The following is a 17,466-nucleotide window of genomic DNA, read 5'->3' on the forward strand; positions in this document are numbered from 1 at the left end:
AAGTGTTCGAGCCATGGCGTGGGGCCCTGCGGCCAAGCCCGCAGTTTTATGAATCTTCCAACAGCACCAACACCATGAGCGTTTCATCCAGCGGCACCGAAAACCAGAACCCCGATTCGCAAAGGTGCGAAGCGGAAGCGGCACATTACGCGCTGCTGCGGCGCCTGGCCCCGGTGATACGCCACAACATGGCGGGAACCCTGCAGCCGATTGCCATGGTGGCCGCTATGCTGGAAAGGCGTTTGCAAAAGGCGGATGCGGACCCGGAGGCGCTGCTCAAAAACGCGCGCGACATCGTGGCGCTGTCCAAGGAGGCGGCCGCATCCTGCGTGGATTTGATCGGCTGGCTCGCCCCCAAGGACAACAAGCCGGTCAAGGCCGATGCGGGCATCGCGGAATGCCTGGGCATGGTGGTGACGCAGCTCTCGTTCAGGGGATTCTCCGTGGCCGACAACACCGGCCCCATCGATGCGCAGCTGCCGCAATCGGCGCTTCGCAATGTGCTGACCGCAGCGCTGATCGCATTGACCGATGAAGCCGCCACGCCCGCCACCGTGCTGCTGGAGGCGCAATTCGCGCAAGGCCTGCTGTCCCTGCATATCGAGTTGGAGCTGCCCGACGCTCCCGCACAGGCGCAGGCGCCCGAGAAGCTGCCCTATCGCCCGCTGGAGTGGCGCGACGTGCAGGCCCTTGCCGCGCAGGAATCCGTGCAGCTGGTGCGCGCGGCCAACCGGCTGACCTTGCAATTCGAAGCCACCGCCGTCGCGGACGCTTCCGCGCTGGCGGAGACCGCGCAGGCCTGAGCAGCCCGGCCTCCGTGCCCTCCACGCTTGCCTCTTCATGCCGGCTTCTTCACGCTTGCGGCGACTGCATGTAGGACGAGGGAGCATATGAAACAAACACCCGCCGGCCGCTGGCACACTGGGGCGATGAGTTCTTTTTATCGTCTTCAACGCTTGGTCTTGATATGCGGCCTGGCCCTCTGCGCAAGTCCGTGGCCGGCCACCGCGCAAACACAGCAGGCCACCGCCGCGAATGCGGAATCCGGTGCGACGGCGCTGCTGGAAAAACACGCGGCGCTGGCAGGGCAGCTTGCGCAGAATGCTTACCGCAGGCCGCTGTACCTGGAGTCCACCGACGGCGCCAACGCGGTGACCGGCAGTGCCTACGCCGTGCTGAATTCACCCTTTGCCACCGTCAGCGAGGCCTTCAAAAGTCCGAACCGCTGGTGCGAGATGCTGATCCTGCACCTCAATACCAAGTACTGCCGCGCAAGCGGCAACGAGAGCCCCAGCACACTGACCATGCACGTCGGGAAAAAGACGGAGCAGGAACTGGGGGATGCTTTCGCGTTGCAGTTCAAGTACCAGCTGGCCGCCAGTTCGGCCGACTACCTCGCGGCAAACCTGAGGTCGGACAAAGGCCCGCTGGGCACCAACAACTACCGCATCGAATTGCGCGCCGTGCCGCTTCCGGGCGGCAAGACCTTTATGCACCTGAGTTATTCCTACGGCTACAGCGTTGCGAGCCGCCTGGCCATGCAAGGCTACCTGGCCACGGCCGGCAGCGGCAAGGTCGGTTTCACGCGGGTGCAGCGCGGTTCAAGCACCGATTACGTCGACGGCATGCGCGGAACGGTGGAGCGCAACACCATGCGCTACTACCTGGCCATTGAGGCTTACCTGGCGTCAATGGACAAGCCGCCGGCGCAGCAACTGGAAGCGCGCCTGCAGCACTGGTTTGATGCGACCGAACAGTACGCGCGCCAGCTTCATGAGGTGGACAAGGAAAGCTACCTGGTCATGAAGCGCGCCGAATACCAGCGCCAGCAGGCATCCTGAGCGGATACCGCCGTGACCATCCATCAATTTTAGAAGTCGGAAGTCCTGGCCGACACCGCTTGCGGCGGCGTGTTGGTGCTTGGCTCACGAATCGGCAGTGTGGGTTCGGGCGGCGGCGGATCAGTGACCTCGGGCGGTGTGCCGGGCCCGGGCGGGACAATCAGCGGCGGAACCTCGTTGGGAACGTAGATGCCGGGCGCACCGGGACTCGGCTGGGGAACGGGAACGTGAAGCTGCATGGGAAATTCCTTGTTTCAATCAGCGCCAGAGGCGTAGACCCCGTAGCGTTTGTGATTGCTGCGTCGGGAAACGGCCGCGCAGCTGCGACCTGAGCACGATCGCCGCCAGCGCGCCTGCCGCGGCCGCCAGCAAGGCCGACTGGCAAGGTTTGGCCGCGACATGCGACCGCACGCCATTCATCAATAAAGACGCCCGGCGACCCGCCTGGCGCGCGGTATCAACTGCCGCCGCTGCAGGTGGCAATACATCCGCAAAGGCATCCGCCTGCCCTTCTGCCAGCACCGCCTCTTCGGCGGACTGGAACACGTCGGCCGTCAGCGGCCGCGGCGTGAAATCGATAGGCGGCGAGTCGGTTGCGGCGGCGGCGGCCGACGGAAGCGTGGACATGTTCATGGTGGTGATCCTCGGGGTTGATTTTTCAGGCCGGCTGGCGCATGGAATCGTCATTGGCCGCGCTGCCCGCGGCCGTCTCGAGCTTGCGGCTCTGGGTGACGCAATACGCCAGCAGGCAATCGATTTCGGTGGATTTGTCAAAGACGGCGTCGACGCCCAGCTCAGCGCAGCGGGTGCGCATCTCGTGGGTGGCGTAGTTGCTGAACACCACGATTTTCTGGCGCGGCTTGCGCTGGCGGCAGGCCTCCAGAACGCCAAGCCCGCTGCCTTTTTTGAGAAACAGGTCAACGATGGCCAGGTCCCATTGGGCCGGATGGTGCGTCAACCATTGGGCGCTCTCCGCTTCCGTCTCGGCGCTGCCGACGGCCTCAACCGGCGCCAGTTCTTCCAGCGTGCTGATCAGGTTGTCGCGGATTGTCAGGTTGTCTTCAACGACGTAGGTTCGCATTTTGATCATCGGGAATTGCCAATCCGCGGTGCAGGAGTTTGAAATGAGTCGGTGTTGTCTTTCGTCATGCGTTCAATCTAAATGATGCCCGCGGTGCCTTGTGACGGAAGGGCCAGCAAGCCCGTGTAGGAGAACGCCAGCCACGGGCAACGACATCATTTTGTTACCGTCGCGCACGCCGGTGTTGCGTTTGGTGCAATGACGCCGCAGCGGTAAGCGGTGTCTTACGCGAAGAGGAGAAAGCCCTTACGTAGCGCGCAGGCGTACGGCTACTGCCCGCAAGGTGGACGGCCCCTATCGTCTCTTCTACCCTTTGACGATCACCGACCAACCCACCCAAGCACAGGACACCGGGGAAACACCATGAAACTGATGGCCGCACTTTTGACCAGCATGGCCGCGGGAATGCTGACCGCCTGGAGAGTTAATGCCAGCGCCCGTGACCTTGACCTTTTGCATGTGTTTTTAACGGTGCTGGTCTGCGCGGCGGGCCTGTTCCTCGTGTCCATGGCATTGCCGGACCCCATCGCCGTTGTCCTGCAGGAATTCATGGCCTGGTGCCTGGCCGGCACGGTCGCCGCGCTGGGCCTGCTGGCCTCCGTCAAGGTGCTGGAAGGGCTGCTCGACAACTGAATGGCCCCGCAGCGCCGCGCCGCGCTGACGTTTTACCCCCACGCTCCATCTCCGCTTGCAGCCCCCTGGCCTCAAGCGGATCTCTTTTTCTACACAAGGATTTTTCATGCCGACCTCCAAGCGCACCACGGCCAGCCCCAACCGGAACACGGACGGCGCCAAAGACAAGAAGACGCAGCTGGAGAGCTTTACCGCGGGCCCCGGCCCGGTGCTGACGACGAACCAGGGCCTGCAGATCCCGGACAACCACAACTCGCTGAAGGCGGGTGTGCGCGGCCCGACGCTGCTGGAGGACTTCATCCTCCGCGAAAAGATCACGCATTTCGACCACGAGCGCATTCCGGAGCGCGCGGTGCACGCCCGGGGCGCGGGTGCGCACGGCTATTTCAAGCCTTACAAGTCCATGGTGCAGTACACCAGCGCCGGTTTTTTGCAGGACCCGGATGTGGAGACGCCGGTGTTTGTGCGCTTTTCCACCGTGGCCGGCTCGCGCGGTTCGGCCGACACGGTGCGCGACGTGCGCGGATTTGCCGTGAAGTTCTACACCGCCGAAGGCAATTACGACCTGGTCGGCAACAACATCCCGGTGTTCTTCATCCAGGATGCGATCAAATTCCCGGACCTGATCCACGCGGTCAAGCCCGAACCCCACAATGAAATGCCGCAGGCGGCGAGTGCGCACGACACCTTCTGGGACTTCGCCTCGCTGATGCCCGAGTCCACCCACATGCTGATGTGGGCCATGTCGGACCGCGCCGTGCCGCGCAGCTACCGAATGATGGAGGGTTTCGGCGTCCACGCCTTTCGTTTCATCAATGCGCGCGGCGAGTCCTTTTTTGTGAAGTTCCACTGGAAACCCAAACTGGGCATCCACGGCCTGGCCTGGGACGAGGCGCAGAAGATCGCCGGCAAGGACGCCGACTTCCACAGGCGCGACCTGTGGGAGGCGATTGAAAGCGGCAACTTCCCCGAATGGGAACTGGGCGTGCAGATCGTCGACGAGGGCAAGGAGGATGAACTGGGCTTTGACATCCTGGACCCGACCAAGCTGATTCCCGAGGAGCAGGTGCCGGTGCAGCTCATCGGCAAGATGGTGCTCAACCGCAACCCGGACAACTTCTTCGCCGAGACCGAGCAGGTGGCCTTCCACCCCGGGCACCTGGTGCCGGGCATTGATTTCTCCAACGACCCGCTGCTGCAGGGCCGGCTTTTTTCGTACACCGACACGCAGCTGTCGCGCCTGGGCGGCGCCAACTTCCATGAAATCCCGATCAACAAGGCCGTTTGCCCCATGCACAACTTCCAGCGCGACGGCATGCATCGCCAGGCCATCGCCAAAGGCCGCGTCGCCTACGAGCCCAACACGCTGGGCAACGGGACCGAGTTCAGGGTGGACGGCGGCGCGCACGGCTTCCAGTCCTATCCCGAGCAGCTGGAGCCGCCGAAAATCCGGCGCCGCAGCCCTTCCTTTGACGACCATTTTTCCCAGGCGTCGCTGTTCTGGAACAGCCAGAGCGTGCCGGAAAAAGACCACATCGTCGCGGCCTTCCGCTTTGAGTTGTCCAAGGTGGAAGTGCCGGACATCCGCCAGCGCATGGTGGACAACCTGGCCCACGTGGACCTGAAGCTGGCCGCGCGCGTGGCCGCGCCGCTGGGCATCAAGCCGCCCGACCCCAAGGCCGCGGCAGGCAGGCTGGGCTTTCGCGATTACCGCATCACCAGCAAGGTGGAAGAAGACCCGGCCCTGCGCATGGTGGGCCGCCCCGGCGGCAGCGCCAGGACACGCAAGGTGGCCATCCTGGTGGCCGACGGCGTCGAAGCGGCCGCACTCAAGCGCCTGCAGCAGGACCTCATCGACGCCGGCGCGCAGTGCAAGCTCGTTGCGCCGCACCTGGGCACCGTCAGCACCTCATCGGGCCGGCAACTGGCGGTGGACCATACCTTCACCAACGCGCCCTCGGTGATGTTCGACGCGGTGCTGATCCCCGGCGGCAGCGAAAGCGCCGCCACGTTGGGCGGCATGGGCGACGCGGTGCACTTTGTGCTGGAGGCCTACAAGCATTGCAAGACCATTTGCGCGCTGAACGACGGCGCGCAGCTGCTGGCCACCCTGGGCTTCAGCCTGGGCAAAGACCTGGAACAGGTCGGCGTGCCCACGCCCGGCGTGCTGATTGCCGATGCGCGCAAGGTGACGGACGGACAGGTGTCGCAAGACTTCCTCGCCGCCATCGCCCTGCACCGCCACTGGGACCGGCTGAACGTCGACGCCATCCCGGCGTAAAACGCCTCTTTACGGGCGCAGCGTGAGCTGGTGCGCGAAGGCCGGCGGGTTCATCTGCAGGGGCCGGTATTGCACGGCCGCCCAGTTGTCCCGCATGTCGCGGTAGCGGCCTGAGAACACCAGGCCGCTTTGCCCTGTCTGGTAGATAAAGCGGGAGTTTTCCGGGTCCGCCATGTCGTACACCGCGCGCAGCGATGCCGCCTGCCGGTTGGCAAAGGGCGTGGCATCGCCGGTGGCCCAGTACTGGCCCACGTTGATGGTGAAGGTGTCACCGCCGGTGGGCACACGCACGTCGAACCACGGCGCCAGCCAGGACACATTGCCGAAAGGCTTGTGCGCCGACAGCGCCATGTGCGCCTTGCCCCAGGCCCAAGCGCCCACGTCGGCACCGTAGGTCGCCTGCAGGCGGTCCAGCGCGCGCACCAGCGCCGCGGCGGATTGCGCCTCGCAGCCGGCCGCGCCGCACCAGTTACCGTCCTGGCGTTCCAGCACGTCTTCCAGCGTGGCCCTGAAATGGCGCTTGCCGTAGAGCGGCCTGAACACCGCCTCGCCGAGCTTGCCGCCTACGATGCCGCGCGTGAGTTCGTCCGCCCAGGCGGCGAACACCAGCGGCGCGGCCTGGTCGGCGCGCATGGTGCCGTCAAAGCCGGCCATGCTTTTGCGCACGGCATCGGCCAGCGGATGGCTCACCGGCTGCGCCAGTGTTTTTTGCAGGAAGGGCAGCAGCTTCACCGTCGCGGGCGACAGCTGGTCGGCCTGGATTTTCTGCATGGATGCGACGTCGTGTTTGGGCGTGGCCGCCAGCAACTGCTCGATGCGGTCGTAGCGGTAGGGCACGGTCCAGTCCTGGCCCATGAAGAAGGGATAAGTTGGCGGCGTGATGCGCTGGTTGGCGGTGGACCACCAGCCTTTGGCCTCGATGGCGGCGCGGTTGGCTTCCGGGATTTGCGTGTAAGGCAGCCAGCCTTCCCAGTCGTAGCGCTCTTCCCACCCCGGCGACGGCGCAATGCCGCGGATGTCGTTGCCGGGCTTGCGCAGCGGCACCTTGCCGACGGCCTTGAAGGCCACGCCGCCGGCCACGTCGGCCATGACGACGTTTTGCATGGGCGAGTGGTAGGCGGCGAAGGCGGCGACCATTTCATCGGCGGACTGGGCCCGGTTGGCGCGCAGCCCGGCCAGCACGGTCTGGTTGTCGGCGTCGAGTGCGCTCCAGCGCAGCGCGATCACGTACTTGCGCGTGTCCATGAGTTCGCCGTGCGATTTCTGCACGTCGCTGAGCACGGGGCCGTGGCGGCTTTCGCGCACGTCCAGCACAAAATCCGGCTGGCCCTTGACCCGGATGATTTCCAGGCGGTTGTCGAAATCGGCCCAGGCCTCGGCCCTGGAAGCGCCGGCCGACGGCACCCGGTATTGGCGCGGGTTGGCGGGGTTGATCTGCTCCAGGTACAGGTCCTGCACGTCGGGAGCGGTGTTGGTAAAGCCCCAGGCCGCCTTCGCGGTGCGGCCCATGACGACAAAGGGCAGGCCCGGCAAGGTTGCGCCTATGACGTCGAGCCCGGCGCCGCCGCCCTGCCCCGCCGGCGCCTGCAGGCGCGCGAAGTACCAGATGGCCGGGGCCGAGAGCCCGAGGTGCGGGTCGTTGGCCAGCAAGGGCTTGCCGCTGGCGCTGTGCGCGCCCGCGACCACCCAGTTGTTGGAGCCCTTGCCGTCAACCTGGCCCAGCGATGCGGCCCAGTCGTTGATGCCTTCGGCCATGGCGACGGCTGTGGGAGAGGCGTTGTTGCCGGAGACCTTGGCGGGTGCGCCGGGAAGGTCCGTGCGGTACACGCCGAGTCCGGCGTAGAGCTTCGCGAAATCGACATTCGAGGCCGGCTGCTCGCCGGGGTATGGCGGGAACAGTTGCCAGAGTTCGCCGGTCTTGAGCACGCGAGCCGCGGACAGGCGCGCGAACTCCGTGCCCCAGTTGCCGCCCAGGTCCAGCGCCATCATCAGCGACCAGGCCAGGCTGTCGACGGGCGACCAGGCCACACCGGAAGCGCCGCCGGGCCTGGCGCCCACGATGAGGAACTCGGGCGGCAGCGCTTGCGGGGAAGCCGCATAAAAGGCCTTGATGCCGTCGCTGTAGGCCTGCATGGCGTCGCGTCCTTCGGCGGGCAGGGTTTGCCATTGGCGCTCGGCGGCGCGCACCACGCCCAGGGTGCGCAGCAGCTTGTCGGTCTCCAGCGTGGCGGGGCCGAACACCTCGGAGAGTTCGCCGTGCATGACACGCCGGTTGAATTCGAGCTGCCAGCCGCGCTCCTGCGCATGGACGTAGCCGAGGGCAAACCAGGCGTCGCGCGGCGACTGGGCCTTGATGTGGGTGACGTCGGCCGGGTCGCGCGCCACGGTGACGGGCGCGAGCAGGCCCGCGGCCTGCAGTTCGCCGTCCAGCGCCGGGCTGGCACGGTAGATATAGACGCCGGCCGCCGCTGCGGCAATCAGCAGCAACACGGCCAAAGCCAGCAAAATCCGTTTGAACCAGATCAAGATCACGCTCCCAATAGGTGGCCGGACAGATCAACGGCGGAGGGCGAATTACGAGGCGGGCTGCCTGAAATCCTGGCGAAGCAGGAAGGATGGCCGCAGCTTACTTTTTCTGCAAGTGCATTTTGCCGTCGGCAAATTTAAAACTGACGGTGGGCACGGTGAAATCCTCAAAGGGTGCGCCCAGCGCGATTTCGCCTTCCAGCAGCAGCACGCACTCCTGGCGGCGCAGCGCCACCACGGCGGCGCTGTCGGAAAAGCGCACCCAGGTGCCGTAGCTGCTGACGTCTTCCAGGAAGAACTTGCCGGCGCGCCATTCAATCCGGGCATGCCGGCGCGACACGCGAGGATCCTGCACCACAAAATGCGCGTCCTGGTCGCGGCCCAGGAAGATGGGCAGTTCGGTCGAGGAGAAGGCGGTGTTGATGTCCAGCCAGCAAAGTTCTATCAATGCCAGGGCGGCGGCGGGCTGGTTCACCGGCGGCACCGTCAGGCTGGCGGGCACCGTGAAAGACTCGGACATGACCTCGGCCTGCCATTCGATGCGATGCACCAGGCAGGACTCGACGCGGCCGCGGATTTCGAGCGCGCCCAGGCTGCGGGAGCGCACCAGTGTGTCGGGAGGGAGGTGCTGGATGACGGTGTCGGTCGCCAGGATCTGGTCCGGGCCGGACAGGTCGCTCAGGCGCGAAGCCAGGTTGACGGCGTCGCCGAAACAGTCACCGTCCTGCTCGACGATTTCACCGCGCGCCACGCCCATCTGCAGGCGCATCTTGAGTTGGTCGGGCCAGTTGCGGATGCGGTCGCGGTGCACCCGCTGCAGTTCGGTCACGGCATCGACGGCATCGGCATTGTCGGGAAACACCACCAGCACGCCATCGCCAAGGTATTTGACGACGTGGCCGCGGTAGGCCTGGCAGACCTTGCCTATCCACTGGGTCAGGCGCGTGATGGCCTGTGTGGCTTTGGCGTTGCCCAGCGATTCAAAAACCCCGGTGCTTCCTGTGAGATCGGCAAAAACGACGGTAACTTCTGCCATAGGGTCGGTGTAACTGCTTGTAGTTATTAGGGCCATTAAAACATAAGTAGCACACTGTCCTTATGACACAGCAAGAGGCGGGCCTGGGGCCGCCTCTTGCCATGCCCCGCCCTGGTGCATCCGCCAAAACTCAGTTCACGCGCTGGGCTTCAACTGCATTGCCTTGAACTCCAGGAACTCCTCAAAGCCGTAGACGCCGTTTTCGCGGCCGTTGCCCGACTGCTTGTAACCGCCAAACGGCGCCTGGCCGTTGAAGGGCCCACCGTTGATGTCCACCTGGCCGGTACGCAAGCGGCGCGCGATCTTCATGGCGTGCTCGTCGCTGCCGCCCCACACGGCGCCGCCCAGGCCGTAAATAGTGCTGTTGGCAATCGCCACCGCGTCGTCTTCATCCTTGTAGGGAATGACCACCAGCACCGGGCCGAAGATTTCTTCCTGGGCCAGGGTGTCCGTCGCCTTGATGCCGAGGATGGTGGGCTGGACGAAGTAGCCCTTGGCGATGGCGGGCGCCTCGGCCCCGCCGGCGATCACGTCGGCACCCTCTTCGATGCCGGTGCGGATAAAACCCAGCACGCGGTCGCGCTGCGCGGCGCTGACCAGGGGCCCGAGCTTGCTGCCCTCTTCCAGGCTGGGGCCGACGCTGAATTTGGCGATGGCGGCCTGGGCCAGCGCCTTGACCTCGTCATAACGAGCGGCCGGCACCAGCAGCCGGGTGTGGGCCGAGCAGGTCTGGCCGCTGTTGAGCATGCAGGCCGACACGGTGCCCTTGACCGCCGCCTCGAAATTGGCGTCGTCCAGCACCACGCTGGCCGATTTGCCGCCCAGCTCCAGCGCCACGCGCTTGATGGACTGGCTGGCCAGCTCGCCCACACGTTTGCCCGCGCGGGTGGAGCCGGTGAAGCTCACCATGTCCACCTCGGGGTGGGTGGCCAGCACTTCACCCACCACCGGGCCCATGCCGTTGACGAGGTTGAACACGCCGGGCGGCAAGCCTGCCTCGTGGATGATTTCGGCCAGGATCATGGCGTTGACCGGGGCGATTTCGCTGGGCTTGAGCACCACGGTGCAACCGGCAACCATGGCCGGCGCGATCTTCAGCGTGATCTGGCTAAGCGGGAAATTCCAGGGCGTGATGCAGCCGACGACGCCGATGGCCTCGCGCACCACCAGGGAGTTGCCGACTTTTTTCTCCCACTCGAACTGGCGCGCCACCTTGGCAAAGTTGCCCCAGTGCCAGGCCGGGCCGCCGACCTGGACGGCACGCGCCATCTTCAGCGGCATGCCGACTTCGCGGGCAATCGCCAGCGCGAGGTCGTCGGTGCGGGCCTTGACGCCGGCCGCCACCTTGTCGAGGTAGGCCGCGCGCGTCTCGACCGGCAAGGCCGACCAGCCGTCAAAGGCCGCGCGGGCCGCCAGCACGGCGGCTTCGGCTTCGGCCGCGCTGCCGGAAGGCACCGTTGCCATCAACTCCTCGGTGCTGGAATCATGGACAGGCAGGGTTTCGGGCGACTGGGCCTTGACCCATTGGCCGTTGATGTAGTGCGCGGGATAAACAGTCGTTGCGGTCATGGGTGTGCTCATGTCGGTCTGGAAAGGCCCGAAGCAGGCCTGAAAAGAGGTAAATAATGCGGAAAAAACCAGGAGCTGACTTTCGACTCACAGGCGAAATCTCCCTGTAGGCCTAAAGATTTAAACAGTGTTCAATACCAGAATCGACTTGACATCTGGTTACTAACTCCTTGATTCATTTGTTGTTTTGCGTTAACCATTTCACACAAAACACCTTGCAAATGATTAGATGTCGTCTTAATCTAACAGAAGACGACGTTCCATGGGAACCCAAACAAATATCCCCGATCCCCCGGTAGAAAGTTGTGAAACACATGCGCTGGTTAAAACCGAATCTGAAGAGCAGCTTCATGGCGTTGCTGGGCTCCGGCGAGGTCACGCCTTCCATACTTGAAGACCGCACCGAGGACATCCGCCAGTTCATCCTGGACGAACTCGGCGACTTCGGCGAAAAACACTATCCCAAGATTACGCGCCGCGTGCGTTACGCCCAGGACATCCAGGGCCTCTGGTACACCCGCGGCGACGTGATGGCGGTGCTGGCGGCCATGCACGGTGAAACCATCGCCCGTGAAAAAGTCAGCCGCATCAGCGACAAATTCAAGGGCATGCTGCCGCGGGGCCTGAGTTCCCGGCCCAGCCCGCTCACGACCTGAACCATTTTCCTTCGTTAGTTTCTTCTTCTCTTTTCCAGTCTCCAGAGTTTTTTCAGAGAGTTTCTTCAGAGAGTTCTTCAGTTTCTTCCTGGCCTCCAAGGCAACTTTTTAAACCAGCTTCTAGCTGGTTTATTTTTGTCCGCTCGCAGCCGCTGCCTGTCCGGCTCAGTGGTGGTGATGGTGGTCGTGCAGGTGGCCCCACAGCACAAAGGCGTCTCGCCCCTCCACCGCCAGGGTGGTTTTCAGGCCCACGGGAAGCATCACCTTGGTCGGCACATGGCCGAAAGGCAGGCCTGTCAGCACACGCGCCTTGACTTTGCTTTGCAGCCAGGCAATGACCGAGGCCAGCTTGAAGCCCTTGTCGTGCGGCACCAGGGAGTAGTTGGTGAACTGGCCGAAGATGATGGCTTTTTGCTGCGCCAGCACACCAGCATAAAGCAGCTGCGTGAGCATGCGCTCGACGCGGTAAGGATGCTCGGCCACGTCCTCGATGAACAAAATCCCGCCCTTGACGGCCGGCAGGTAAGGCGTGCCCGCCAGCGAGGACAGCATGGCCAGGTTGCCGCCCCAGAGCACCGCATCCTTGACCATGAAATCGGCTGATGGTTTGGCGTCCGCGGCGGGTTTGGGCAGTTGCCAGCCCGTGCCCTCGCCCTGCCCCGTGATCAGGTCGTCAAAACAGGCTTCGGTGATGTCGTCCGGCGCCTTGGCGCCGAAGTCTTCGCCGAGTGCCGGGCCGGCCCAGGTCACGGCACCGGTCTTGGCCATCACCGCCATCTGGAAGGCCGTGAAATCGCTCAGGCCCACGAATCGGGTGCCGCCGGCGATGGCTTTGGCGACGGCCTTGTACTGGATGCCCGGCAGGATGCGCGACAGGCCGTAGCCGCCGCGCGAGATCAGGGCCACGTCGGCGCCGCTGGCGGCCGCGCGGTGGATGGCGGCCAGCCGGGTGTCGTCGTCGCCGGCAAAACGCTGGTGGCGCGCGAGTGCGTCGGTGTCGACTTCAACTTCATGGCCCAGGGCGGTGAGGCGCTGCACGCCGCGCTTGAAAGCGGCTTTGTCACGCACGGCGCTGGAGGGGGAGTAGATGTAGATATGTTTTTTCACGGCTGCAAGTATCCCACTGCCGCTGCAACTTTCCCCGCCGCGGTGGCAGCAGGTATAAACGGGCCACCATGATGCTGTATGTGCTGGACCTCCTGGGCGTCGCCGTCTTTGCCGTGAGCGGCGCGCTGGCCGCCGGGCGCCTGCAGCTTGACCTGCTGGGCGTGCTGGTGCTGGCGGCGCTGACCGCCATAGGCGGCGGCACTTTGCGCGACCTGCTGATGGACCGCCACCCGGTGTTCTGGATGGCCAGGCCCGCCTACCTGCTGGTGATTGGCGCGGCGGCGCTGGGCACCATGCTGTATGTGCAGGTGCTGCCGATTCCCTCGCAGGCGTTGCTGGTGGCCGATGCGCTGGGGCTGGCGCTGTTCGCGCTGTCGGGCGCGCAACTGGCCGAAGCCGCGCGGCTGTCGCCGGTCATTGTGGTGGTGATGGGCACCATGACCGGCGTGGCGGGCGGCCTGATGCGCGACGTCTGCAGCAACCAGGTGCCGCTGTTGCTGCGCCAGGACATTTACGCCAGCGCCGCGATTGCCGGGATCGTGCTCTACCTGGCCCTGAAGGCGCTGGGGCTCAAGCCTTCATGGGCCTTTGGCATCGGCCTGGCGGCTGTGGTGGTGCTGCGGATCAGCGCCATCTTCATGGGCTGGCACTTGCCTGTTTTTAAACTGCCGGGCTGAAGAAGCGCACAGCCTGCCGCGCAATCGGCTCGCCGTGCTCCTGCACAAAGTGCCCGGCCTGTTCGAACACCACAGGCTCGCCGCAGCCGCGAATGAGCGCCTGCAGTTCGCGCATCACAGGCGGGCCCAGCACAGGGTCCTGCGCGCCGACCACCATCAAGGCCTGGCCCGTCCAGTCGTTTTGCCAGAAGCTGCGCGCCTCACGTGATACGGCGGCGCCGTCGGCATCGGGCGCATCCGGCACCATGGGCGGGAAGGCACGCAAGGCAGCGCGGTGGCCCTTGTCCGGGAACGGCGCGCTGTAGGCCGCGCATTCGGCGGCACTCATCTGCGGGTTGCCGCGCGCAAACAGGCGGGCGACATCGAACTCCGGGTTTTTCGCGCACATCTCGCGCCAGGCCACAAAGCCCGCGGGCAGCGGCGCGTCGCCCGTGCCCAGCGTGGTGTTCATGACCAGCAGGCCCCGGTAGCGCCGCGGCACCGCCATGGGCAGCGTCAGGCCCAGCAGGCCGCCCCAGTCCTGTACCACCAGCACGATGTTTTGCAGGTCCAGGCGCTCCACCAGTTCGAGGAGGATTTGCCGATGGACGCTGAAGCTGTGAAAGCTGTCCTTCTTGGGTTTGTCGCTTTTGCCGAAGCCGACCAAATCGGGGGCGACAACCCTGTGTCCGGCTTGCAGCAGCACCGGAATCATCTTGCGGTAGAGGTAACTCCAGGCGGGATTGCCATGCAGGCACAGCCAGGTCAGGCCATCTTTGCCTTCCTCGCCCTCATCCAGGTAATGCAAACGCAGCCCATCCAGCGCCGGCAGGTCGCTGACGTAATGCGGCGACCACGGATAGCCCGGCACATCGTCAAACGCCGCGTCGGGCGTGCGCAGCGCATCGTCGCGAAGCGGGTGGGCAAGCCGCGATTCTTCGCGCTTGTCGGCCCGCCGCTGACGGAAAAAGGCTTGCAGGGGTTCGCCGCACTCCTGCGCCAGCACACCTCCTTGCAACGTGGTCTGGTGGTTCAGCCGAGGCTCGTCAAACAGGTTGATGACCGAGCCGGCCGCGCCGGTCTTGGGATCGGCCGCGCCGAACACCACGCGCCTGAGGCGGGCATGCAACATGGCGCCGCTGCACATGGCGCAGGGCTCCAGGGTGACAAAAAGCTCGCAGTCGTCGAGCCGGTAATTGCCCAGCGCCTGTGCGGCAGCGCGCAGTGCGACGATCTCGGCGTGGGCGGTCGGGTCATGCCCGTCCACAGGCGCATTGCGGCCGGTGGCGATGACCTCGCCGTGCCGCACCACCACTGCGCCCACAGGCACTTCGCCCGCGGCGGCGGCCTTGCGTGCCTCGGCCAGCGCCTGCCGCATAAAGACCTCGTCGTTCATCGCCTCAGCGTCAGACACGGGGTGGGTTATTTCTCTTCCGGCATGGGCCGGGCTTGCTGCAGGGCGCCCTCCACGGCCTGCTTGACCTGCTGCTGGGCCTGCTGGCTTTGCACCTGAGGCGGGGCATCGGCGGAGACGGCCGGCATGCCGGGAGCCGGCGGAACGGATATCTGGGTACTCATTTGCTTTTTGACCAGCAGGCCGACGATGGCCAGCACCACCAGCAGGCCCACGAGGCTGAAAATACCGCGCATATCAAGTCTCCGATGAGGTGTTGTCTTGGGCCATGCCCAGGCGGGTCATCCAGGTCGCCAAGGCGCGCTCGTCCTCATTGCCGGTGGCGTACATGGCTTTCATCGCGGCATGCGACTCGCGCCTGTGCTGGTTGATTTTGACCTTGCATTGGAAATCGGTCACCCGCAGTTCAAAGCCCACGATGCCGGCCATCATCTTGTGGCCGAATTCTTCACCCAGGTCGCGCCACTGCTGCGCGTAAGGCGGCTCGTGGTCGCCTATGAGCTTTTTGAGCAGCGCGTCCTTGGCCGCCGGCTCTTCAATCAGCGTGGCCTGCACGGTGCAGTGCACGGCCAGGTAGTTCCAGGTCGGCACGCGCGCCAGGTCGGGGTAGACCTTGGGCGACAGATAGGCATGGGGCCCGAGGAAAGTCACGACGGCCTGGGGCCGCGCCTGCAGGTGGCGCCAGTGCGGGTTGGGCTTGGCCACATGGCCCAGCAGCACCATCTGCTCATCGTGTATCTCAAGGTGCAGCGGCAGATGGGTCACATAAGGCAGGCCCGCGTCGTCCACGCTGATCAGGCTGGCGAAGGGGTTCTCATTGATCAGCGCCGCGGCCTGGACGCGGTCGCCTTTGAATTGGGGCGGTAGGTACATGGGCTGAAGCATAGGCCAAAAAAACGGATTTCAGGCGGCGTGGGCCGAAAGCGCGTGGGCCCACAAGCTACCCGCAGTGCTGCCGGGACCCAGCTCGGCCAGCCACGACACCCGCACGGACAGGGGAATATCCAGCCGCAGCTTGCTGCCCGGCAGGTTCACCGTCGCGGTGGGAAAGGTGAGTTTGGCCAGCTCTTCCTCCAATGCCAGGGCGGATGCGGCCGGCACCAGGGCGCAAAAGTTCGAGGGACCCAGGCGCGCGAGCGCGCCGTTTTGCGGGAGCCGCTGGCGCAGCACCTGGGCCAGCATCAGCGCCAGGGCATCGCGGTTGGAAAACCCGGCCTTCCCCGCCAACTGCTCGATGTCGTCCACATGCAGGCTGCAGACTGCCAGGTCGGTGGCCCTGGTGCGCGCATCTTCCACACCCAGCGCGAGCAACTCCCGGAAACCGCGGATGTTCCAGCAGCCGGTCAGCGGATCCAGCGCGCCTTTGCGTTGCAGTGCGCTGAGCCGCATCATCAGCTTGTTTTGCAGGCTGGACATCGCCCTCACCTTCAGCTCCGCTTCGGCCATGCTGGCGAGGTCCTTCAGGGCATCGCGGTCGTCCGGGCCAAAAGTGCGCGGCATGGTGTCGATCACGCAGAGCGATCCCACCGCCAGGCCGGGCGCGATTTCAAGCGGCCAGCCGAGGTAAGAGCGGATTCCCGGCGGGCCCAGCACCAGCGGGTTGTCGTGGAACCGGACGTCCTCCCAGGCGTCGGGAATGCTCAGCGGCTTGTTCAGCGCAATGGCGTGGCCGCAGAAGGAAATGTCCCGCGCGGTGTGGTCGATCTCCAGGCCCTGCACCGAGCGGAACCATTGCTCGTCCTGCTCGATGATGGAGATCAGCGAAATCGGCACCTGGAGCAGCCTTTTGGCGGTGCGCGTGATGCGGTCAAAGCGCTCTTCCCGGGGAGCGTAGGCGCAAAAACCGTCGCGAAGCGCGTCCAGTCGTTCGGAATCGTTGTCGGGTATCGGGGCTGCGAGCATGAGGGTCAGGCCGGAAGGCGAAGAAAGCTATCCAGCGTTTACGCGGGCAAGCTGCCCGTGGATTCAACATTTTCCGCCCGTCGCCCAGAAAGCACAGGCGCGACGCATGACAGCTATGCCGAAGGCGGCCCCGACAGCGGCCAGCGCGCCAGGTGCACATGGCGGGTTTCGCCCAGCAGGCTGTGCACAAGCACGACTTCCACGGCCGTCCAGGCCACAGGCGGCACGGGCGTAGCGCCCAGCGCGCCATCGTCGTAGAGCAAGGTCACGTGCGGCGTGTAGCCGGGCTTGGCCCATTGCCCCAGGTTGGCCTTCTTCAGCGCCGCGCCCAGAACTTTGTGGAAAGCCATCAAGGACGAGAGGCCCTCGTCATCGCCGCGCAATACCAGAGGGCGGTTGCGCGGCATGCTGGCAAAACTTTCCGCGCGGGTGAAGGTGACGGCGAAAGGCTGTGTGGCGGCCGCCGCTTCGGCGGCGGCTGCACCGGCCCGCCTGACGACGTCGGACGGCAAACCGGCGTAGTCGCCCAGGTGGTTCAGGGTGATGTGAAAGCGCGCCGCCTCGAGCGGCCGGCCGCGCAAGGCATGGGTGCCGCGAATCCGGGCGGCAAGCTCCGCGATCTCCAGCGCGGTTTCCGGCGTAGGAAACAGCGCCAGAAACAGGCGATCGGTCGGCTTGGCCTCTTCAAAGCCCGGAAATGAGGATTGCCCGGTCATGGCTCTGGCCCTCACGCCCACGCAATCATCAAGAAAACATCAGACTTC

At 65.0% G+C, this 17,466-nt stretch carries 18 protein-coding genes; 6 read left to right on the top strand and 12 right to left on the bottom strand.

From position 1 onward, the window contains the following. Positions 1-74: 74 nt before the first annotated feature. Positions 75-803 carry a hypothetical protein gene (locus ACLV8F_RS06115; protein ID WP_411883351.1) on the top strand — a complete coding sequence of 243 codons (729 nt, stop codon included), beginning with the start codon at positions 75-77 and terminating at the stop codon, positions 801-803. An 87-nt stretch (positions 804-890) separates the two neighbouring features. Continuing rightward, the gene (locus tag ACLV8F_RS06120) at positions 891-1,841 is read left to right on the top strand and encodes a hypothetical protein (protein WP_411883352.1); all 951 of its coding nucleotides are present in this window, start codon (positions 891-893) and stop codon (positions 1,839-1,841) included. A 29-nt stretch (positions 1,842-1,870) separates the two neighbouring features. On the opposite strand, the gene ACLV8F_RS06125 is transcribed toward ACLV8F_RS06120, so the two are convergent. Genes ACLV8F_RS06125 through ACLV8F_RS06135 form a run of 3 tightly spaced genes read right to left on the bottom strand, consistent with a single transcriptional unit; the run spans position 1,871 to position 2,928 of the window. Then, positions 1,871-2,080 carry a hypothetical protein gene (locus ACLV8F_RS06125; RefSeq protein WP_411883353.1) on the bottom strand — a complete coding sequence of 70 codons (210 nt, stop codon included), beginning with the start codon at positions 2,078-2,080 and terminating at the stop codon, positions 1,871-1,873. Between the two features lie 19 nt (positions 2,081-2,099). After that, complete coding sequence (locus tag ACLV8F_RS06130) at positions 2,100-2,474, bottom strand: hypothetical protein (protein WP_411883354.1); 375 nt, start codon at positions 2,472-2,474, stop codon at positions 2,100-2,102. A gap of 25 nt (positions 2,475-2,499) precedes the next feature. Next, on the bottom strand, positions 2,500-2,928 hold the full coding sequence (locus ACLV8F_RS06135) for a response regulator transcription factor (RefSeq protein ID WP_411883399.1): 429 nt from the start codon (positions 2,926-2,928) through the stop codon (positions 2,500-2,502). Between the two features lie 357 nt (positions 2,929-3,285). Between ACLV8F_RS06135 and ACLV8F_RS06140 the strand changes: the two genes are divergently transcribed. Then, positions 3,286-3,555 carry a hypothetical protein gene (locus ACLV8F_RS06140; protein ID WP_411883355.1) on the top strand — a complete coding sequence of 90 codons (270 nt, stop codon included), beginning with the start codon at positions 3,286-3,288 and terminating at the stop codon, positions 3,553-3,555. Positions 3,556-3,661: 106 nt separating this feature from the next. Beyond that, on the top strand, positions 3,662-5,836 hold the full coding sequence (locus tag ACLV8F_RS06145) for a catalase (protein ID WP_411883356.1): 2,175 nt from the start codon (positions 3,662-3,664) through the stop codon (positions 5,834-5,836). Positions 5,837-5,845: 9 nt separating this feature from the next. Here ACLV8F_RS06145 and ACLV8F_RS06150 read toward each other — a convergent pair whose 3' ends face one another. From ACLV8F_RS06150 to ACLV8F_RS06160, 3 genes are all read right to left on the bottom strand, one after another. Continuing rightward, a complete protein-coding gene (locus ACLV8F_RS06150; RefSeq protein ID WP_411883357.1) occupies positions 5,846-8,362 on the bottom strand; it encodes a penicillin acylase family protein in 2,517 nt (838 codons plus the stop codon). Positions 8,363-8,462: 100 nt separating this feature from the next. Continuing rightward, positions 8,463-9,398 carry an FHA domain-containing protein gene (locus ACLV8F_RS06155; RefSeq protein ID WP_411883358.1) on the bottom strand — a complete coding sequence of 312 codons (936 nt, stop codon included), beginning with the start codon at positions 9,396-9,398 and terminating at the stop codon, positions 8,463-8,465. A gap of 135 nt (positions 9,399-9,533) precedes the next feature. Further along, positions 9,534-10,967: an aldehyde dehydrogenase family protein gene (locus ACLV8F_RS06160; protein ID WP_411883359.1), complete on the bottom strand. Its 1,434-nt coding sequence runs from the start codon at positions 10,965-10,967 to the stop codon at positions 9,534-9,536. Between the two features lie 314 nt (positions 10,968-11,281). Here ACLV8F_RS06160 and ACLV8F_RS06165 point away from each other — a divergent pair, with 314 nt between their 5' ends. Beyond that, positions 11,282-11,623 (top strand): hypothetical protein, encoded by a 342-nt coding sequence (locus ACLV8F_RS06165; protein WP_411883360.1) that lies wholly within the window; start codon positions 11,282-11,284, stop codon positions 11,621-11,623. A gap of 165 nt (positions 11,624-11,788) precedes the next feature. Here the strand turns inward: ACLV8F_RS06165 and ACLV8F_RS06170 are convergent, their stop codons facing one another. Further along, complete coding sequence (locus ACLV8F_RS06170) at positions 11,789-12,730, bottom strand: LD-carboxypeptidase (protein WP_411883361.1); 942 nt, start codon at positions 12,728-12,730, stop codon at positions 11,789-11,791. A 68-nt stretch (positions 12,731-12,798) separates the two neighbouring features. Here ACLV8F_RS06170 and ACLV8F_RS06175 point away from each other — a divergent pair, with 68 nt between their 5' ends. Then, on the top strand, positions 12,799-13,407 hold the full coding sequence (locus ACLV8F_RS06175; RefSeq protein WP_411883362.1) for a trimeric intracellular cation channel family protein: 609 nt from the start codon (positions 12,799-12,801) through the stop codon (positions 13,405-13,407). On the opposite strand, the gene tadA is transcribed toward ACLV8F_RS06175, so the two are convergent. The 5 genes from tadA to ACLV8F_RS06200 form a co-directional block, all read right to left on the bottom strand. After that, the gene (gene tadA / locus ACLV8F_RS06180) at positions 13,391-14,782 is read right to left on the bottom strand and encodes a tRNA adenosine(34) deaminase TadA (protein ID WP_411883400.1); all 1,392 of its coding nucleotides are present in this window, start codon (positions 14,780-14,782) and stop codon (positions 13,391-13,393) included. The two genes, ACLV8F_RS06175 and tadA, sit on opposite strands and share 17 nt — an antisense overlap. A 26-nt stretch (positions 14,783-14,808) precedes the next feature. Beyond that, a complete protein-coding gene (locus ACLV8F_RS06185; RefSeq protein WP_411883363.1) occupies positions 14,809-15,036 on the bottom strand; it encodes a hypothetical protein in 228 nt (75 codons plus the stop codon). Between the two features lies 1 nt (position 15,037). Then, on the bottom strand, positions 15,038-15,673 hold the full coding sequence (locus ACLV8F_RS06190) for an FMN-binding negative transcriptional regulator (RefSeq protein WP_411883364.1): 636 nt from the start codon (positions 15,671-15,673) through the stop codon (positions 15,038-15,040). Between the two features lie 30 nt (positions 15,674-15,703). Continuing rightward, entirely contained in the window at positions 15,704-16,702 is a 999-nt protein-coding gene (locus tag ACLV8F_RS06195) for a GAF domain-containing protein (RefSeq protein WP_411883365.1), read from the bottom strand. A 113-nt stretch (positions 16,703-16,815) separates the two neighbouring features. Beyond that, positions 16,816-17,418 carry a 2'-5' RNA ligase family protein gene (locus tag ACLV8F_RS06200; protein ID WP_411883366.1) on the bottom strand — a complete coding sequence of 201 codons (603 nt, stop codon included), beginning with the start codon at positions 17,416-17,418 and terminating at the stop codon, positions 16,816-16,818. Positions 17,419-17,466 lie beyond the last annotated feature (48 nt).

Origin of the sequence: Polaromonas sp. YR568 (genome assembly GCF_943369675.1) — a bacterium.
Taxonomy (GTDB): Bacteria; Pseudomonadota; Gammaproteobacteria; order Burkholderiales; family Burkholderiaceae_C; genus Polaromonas.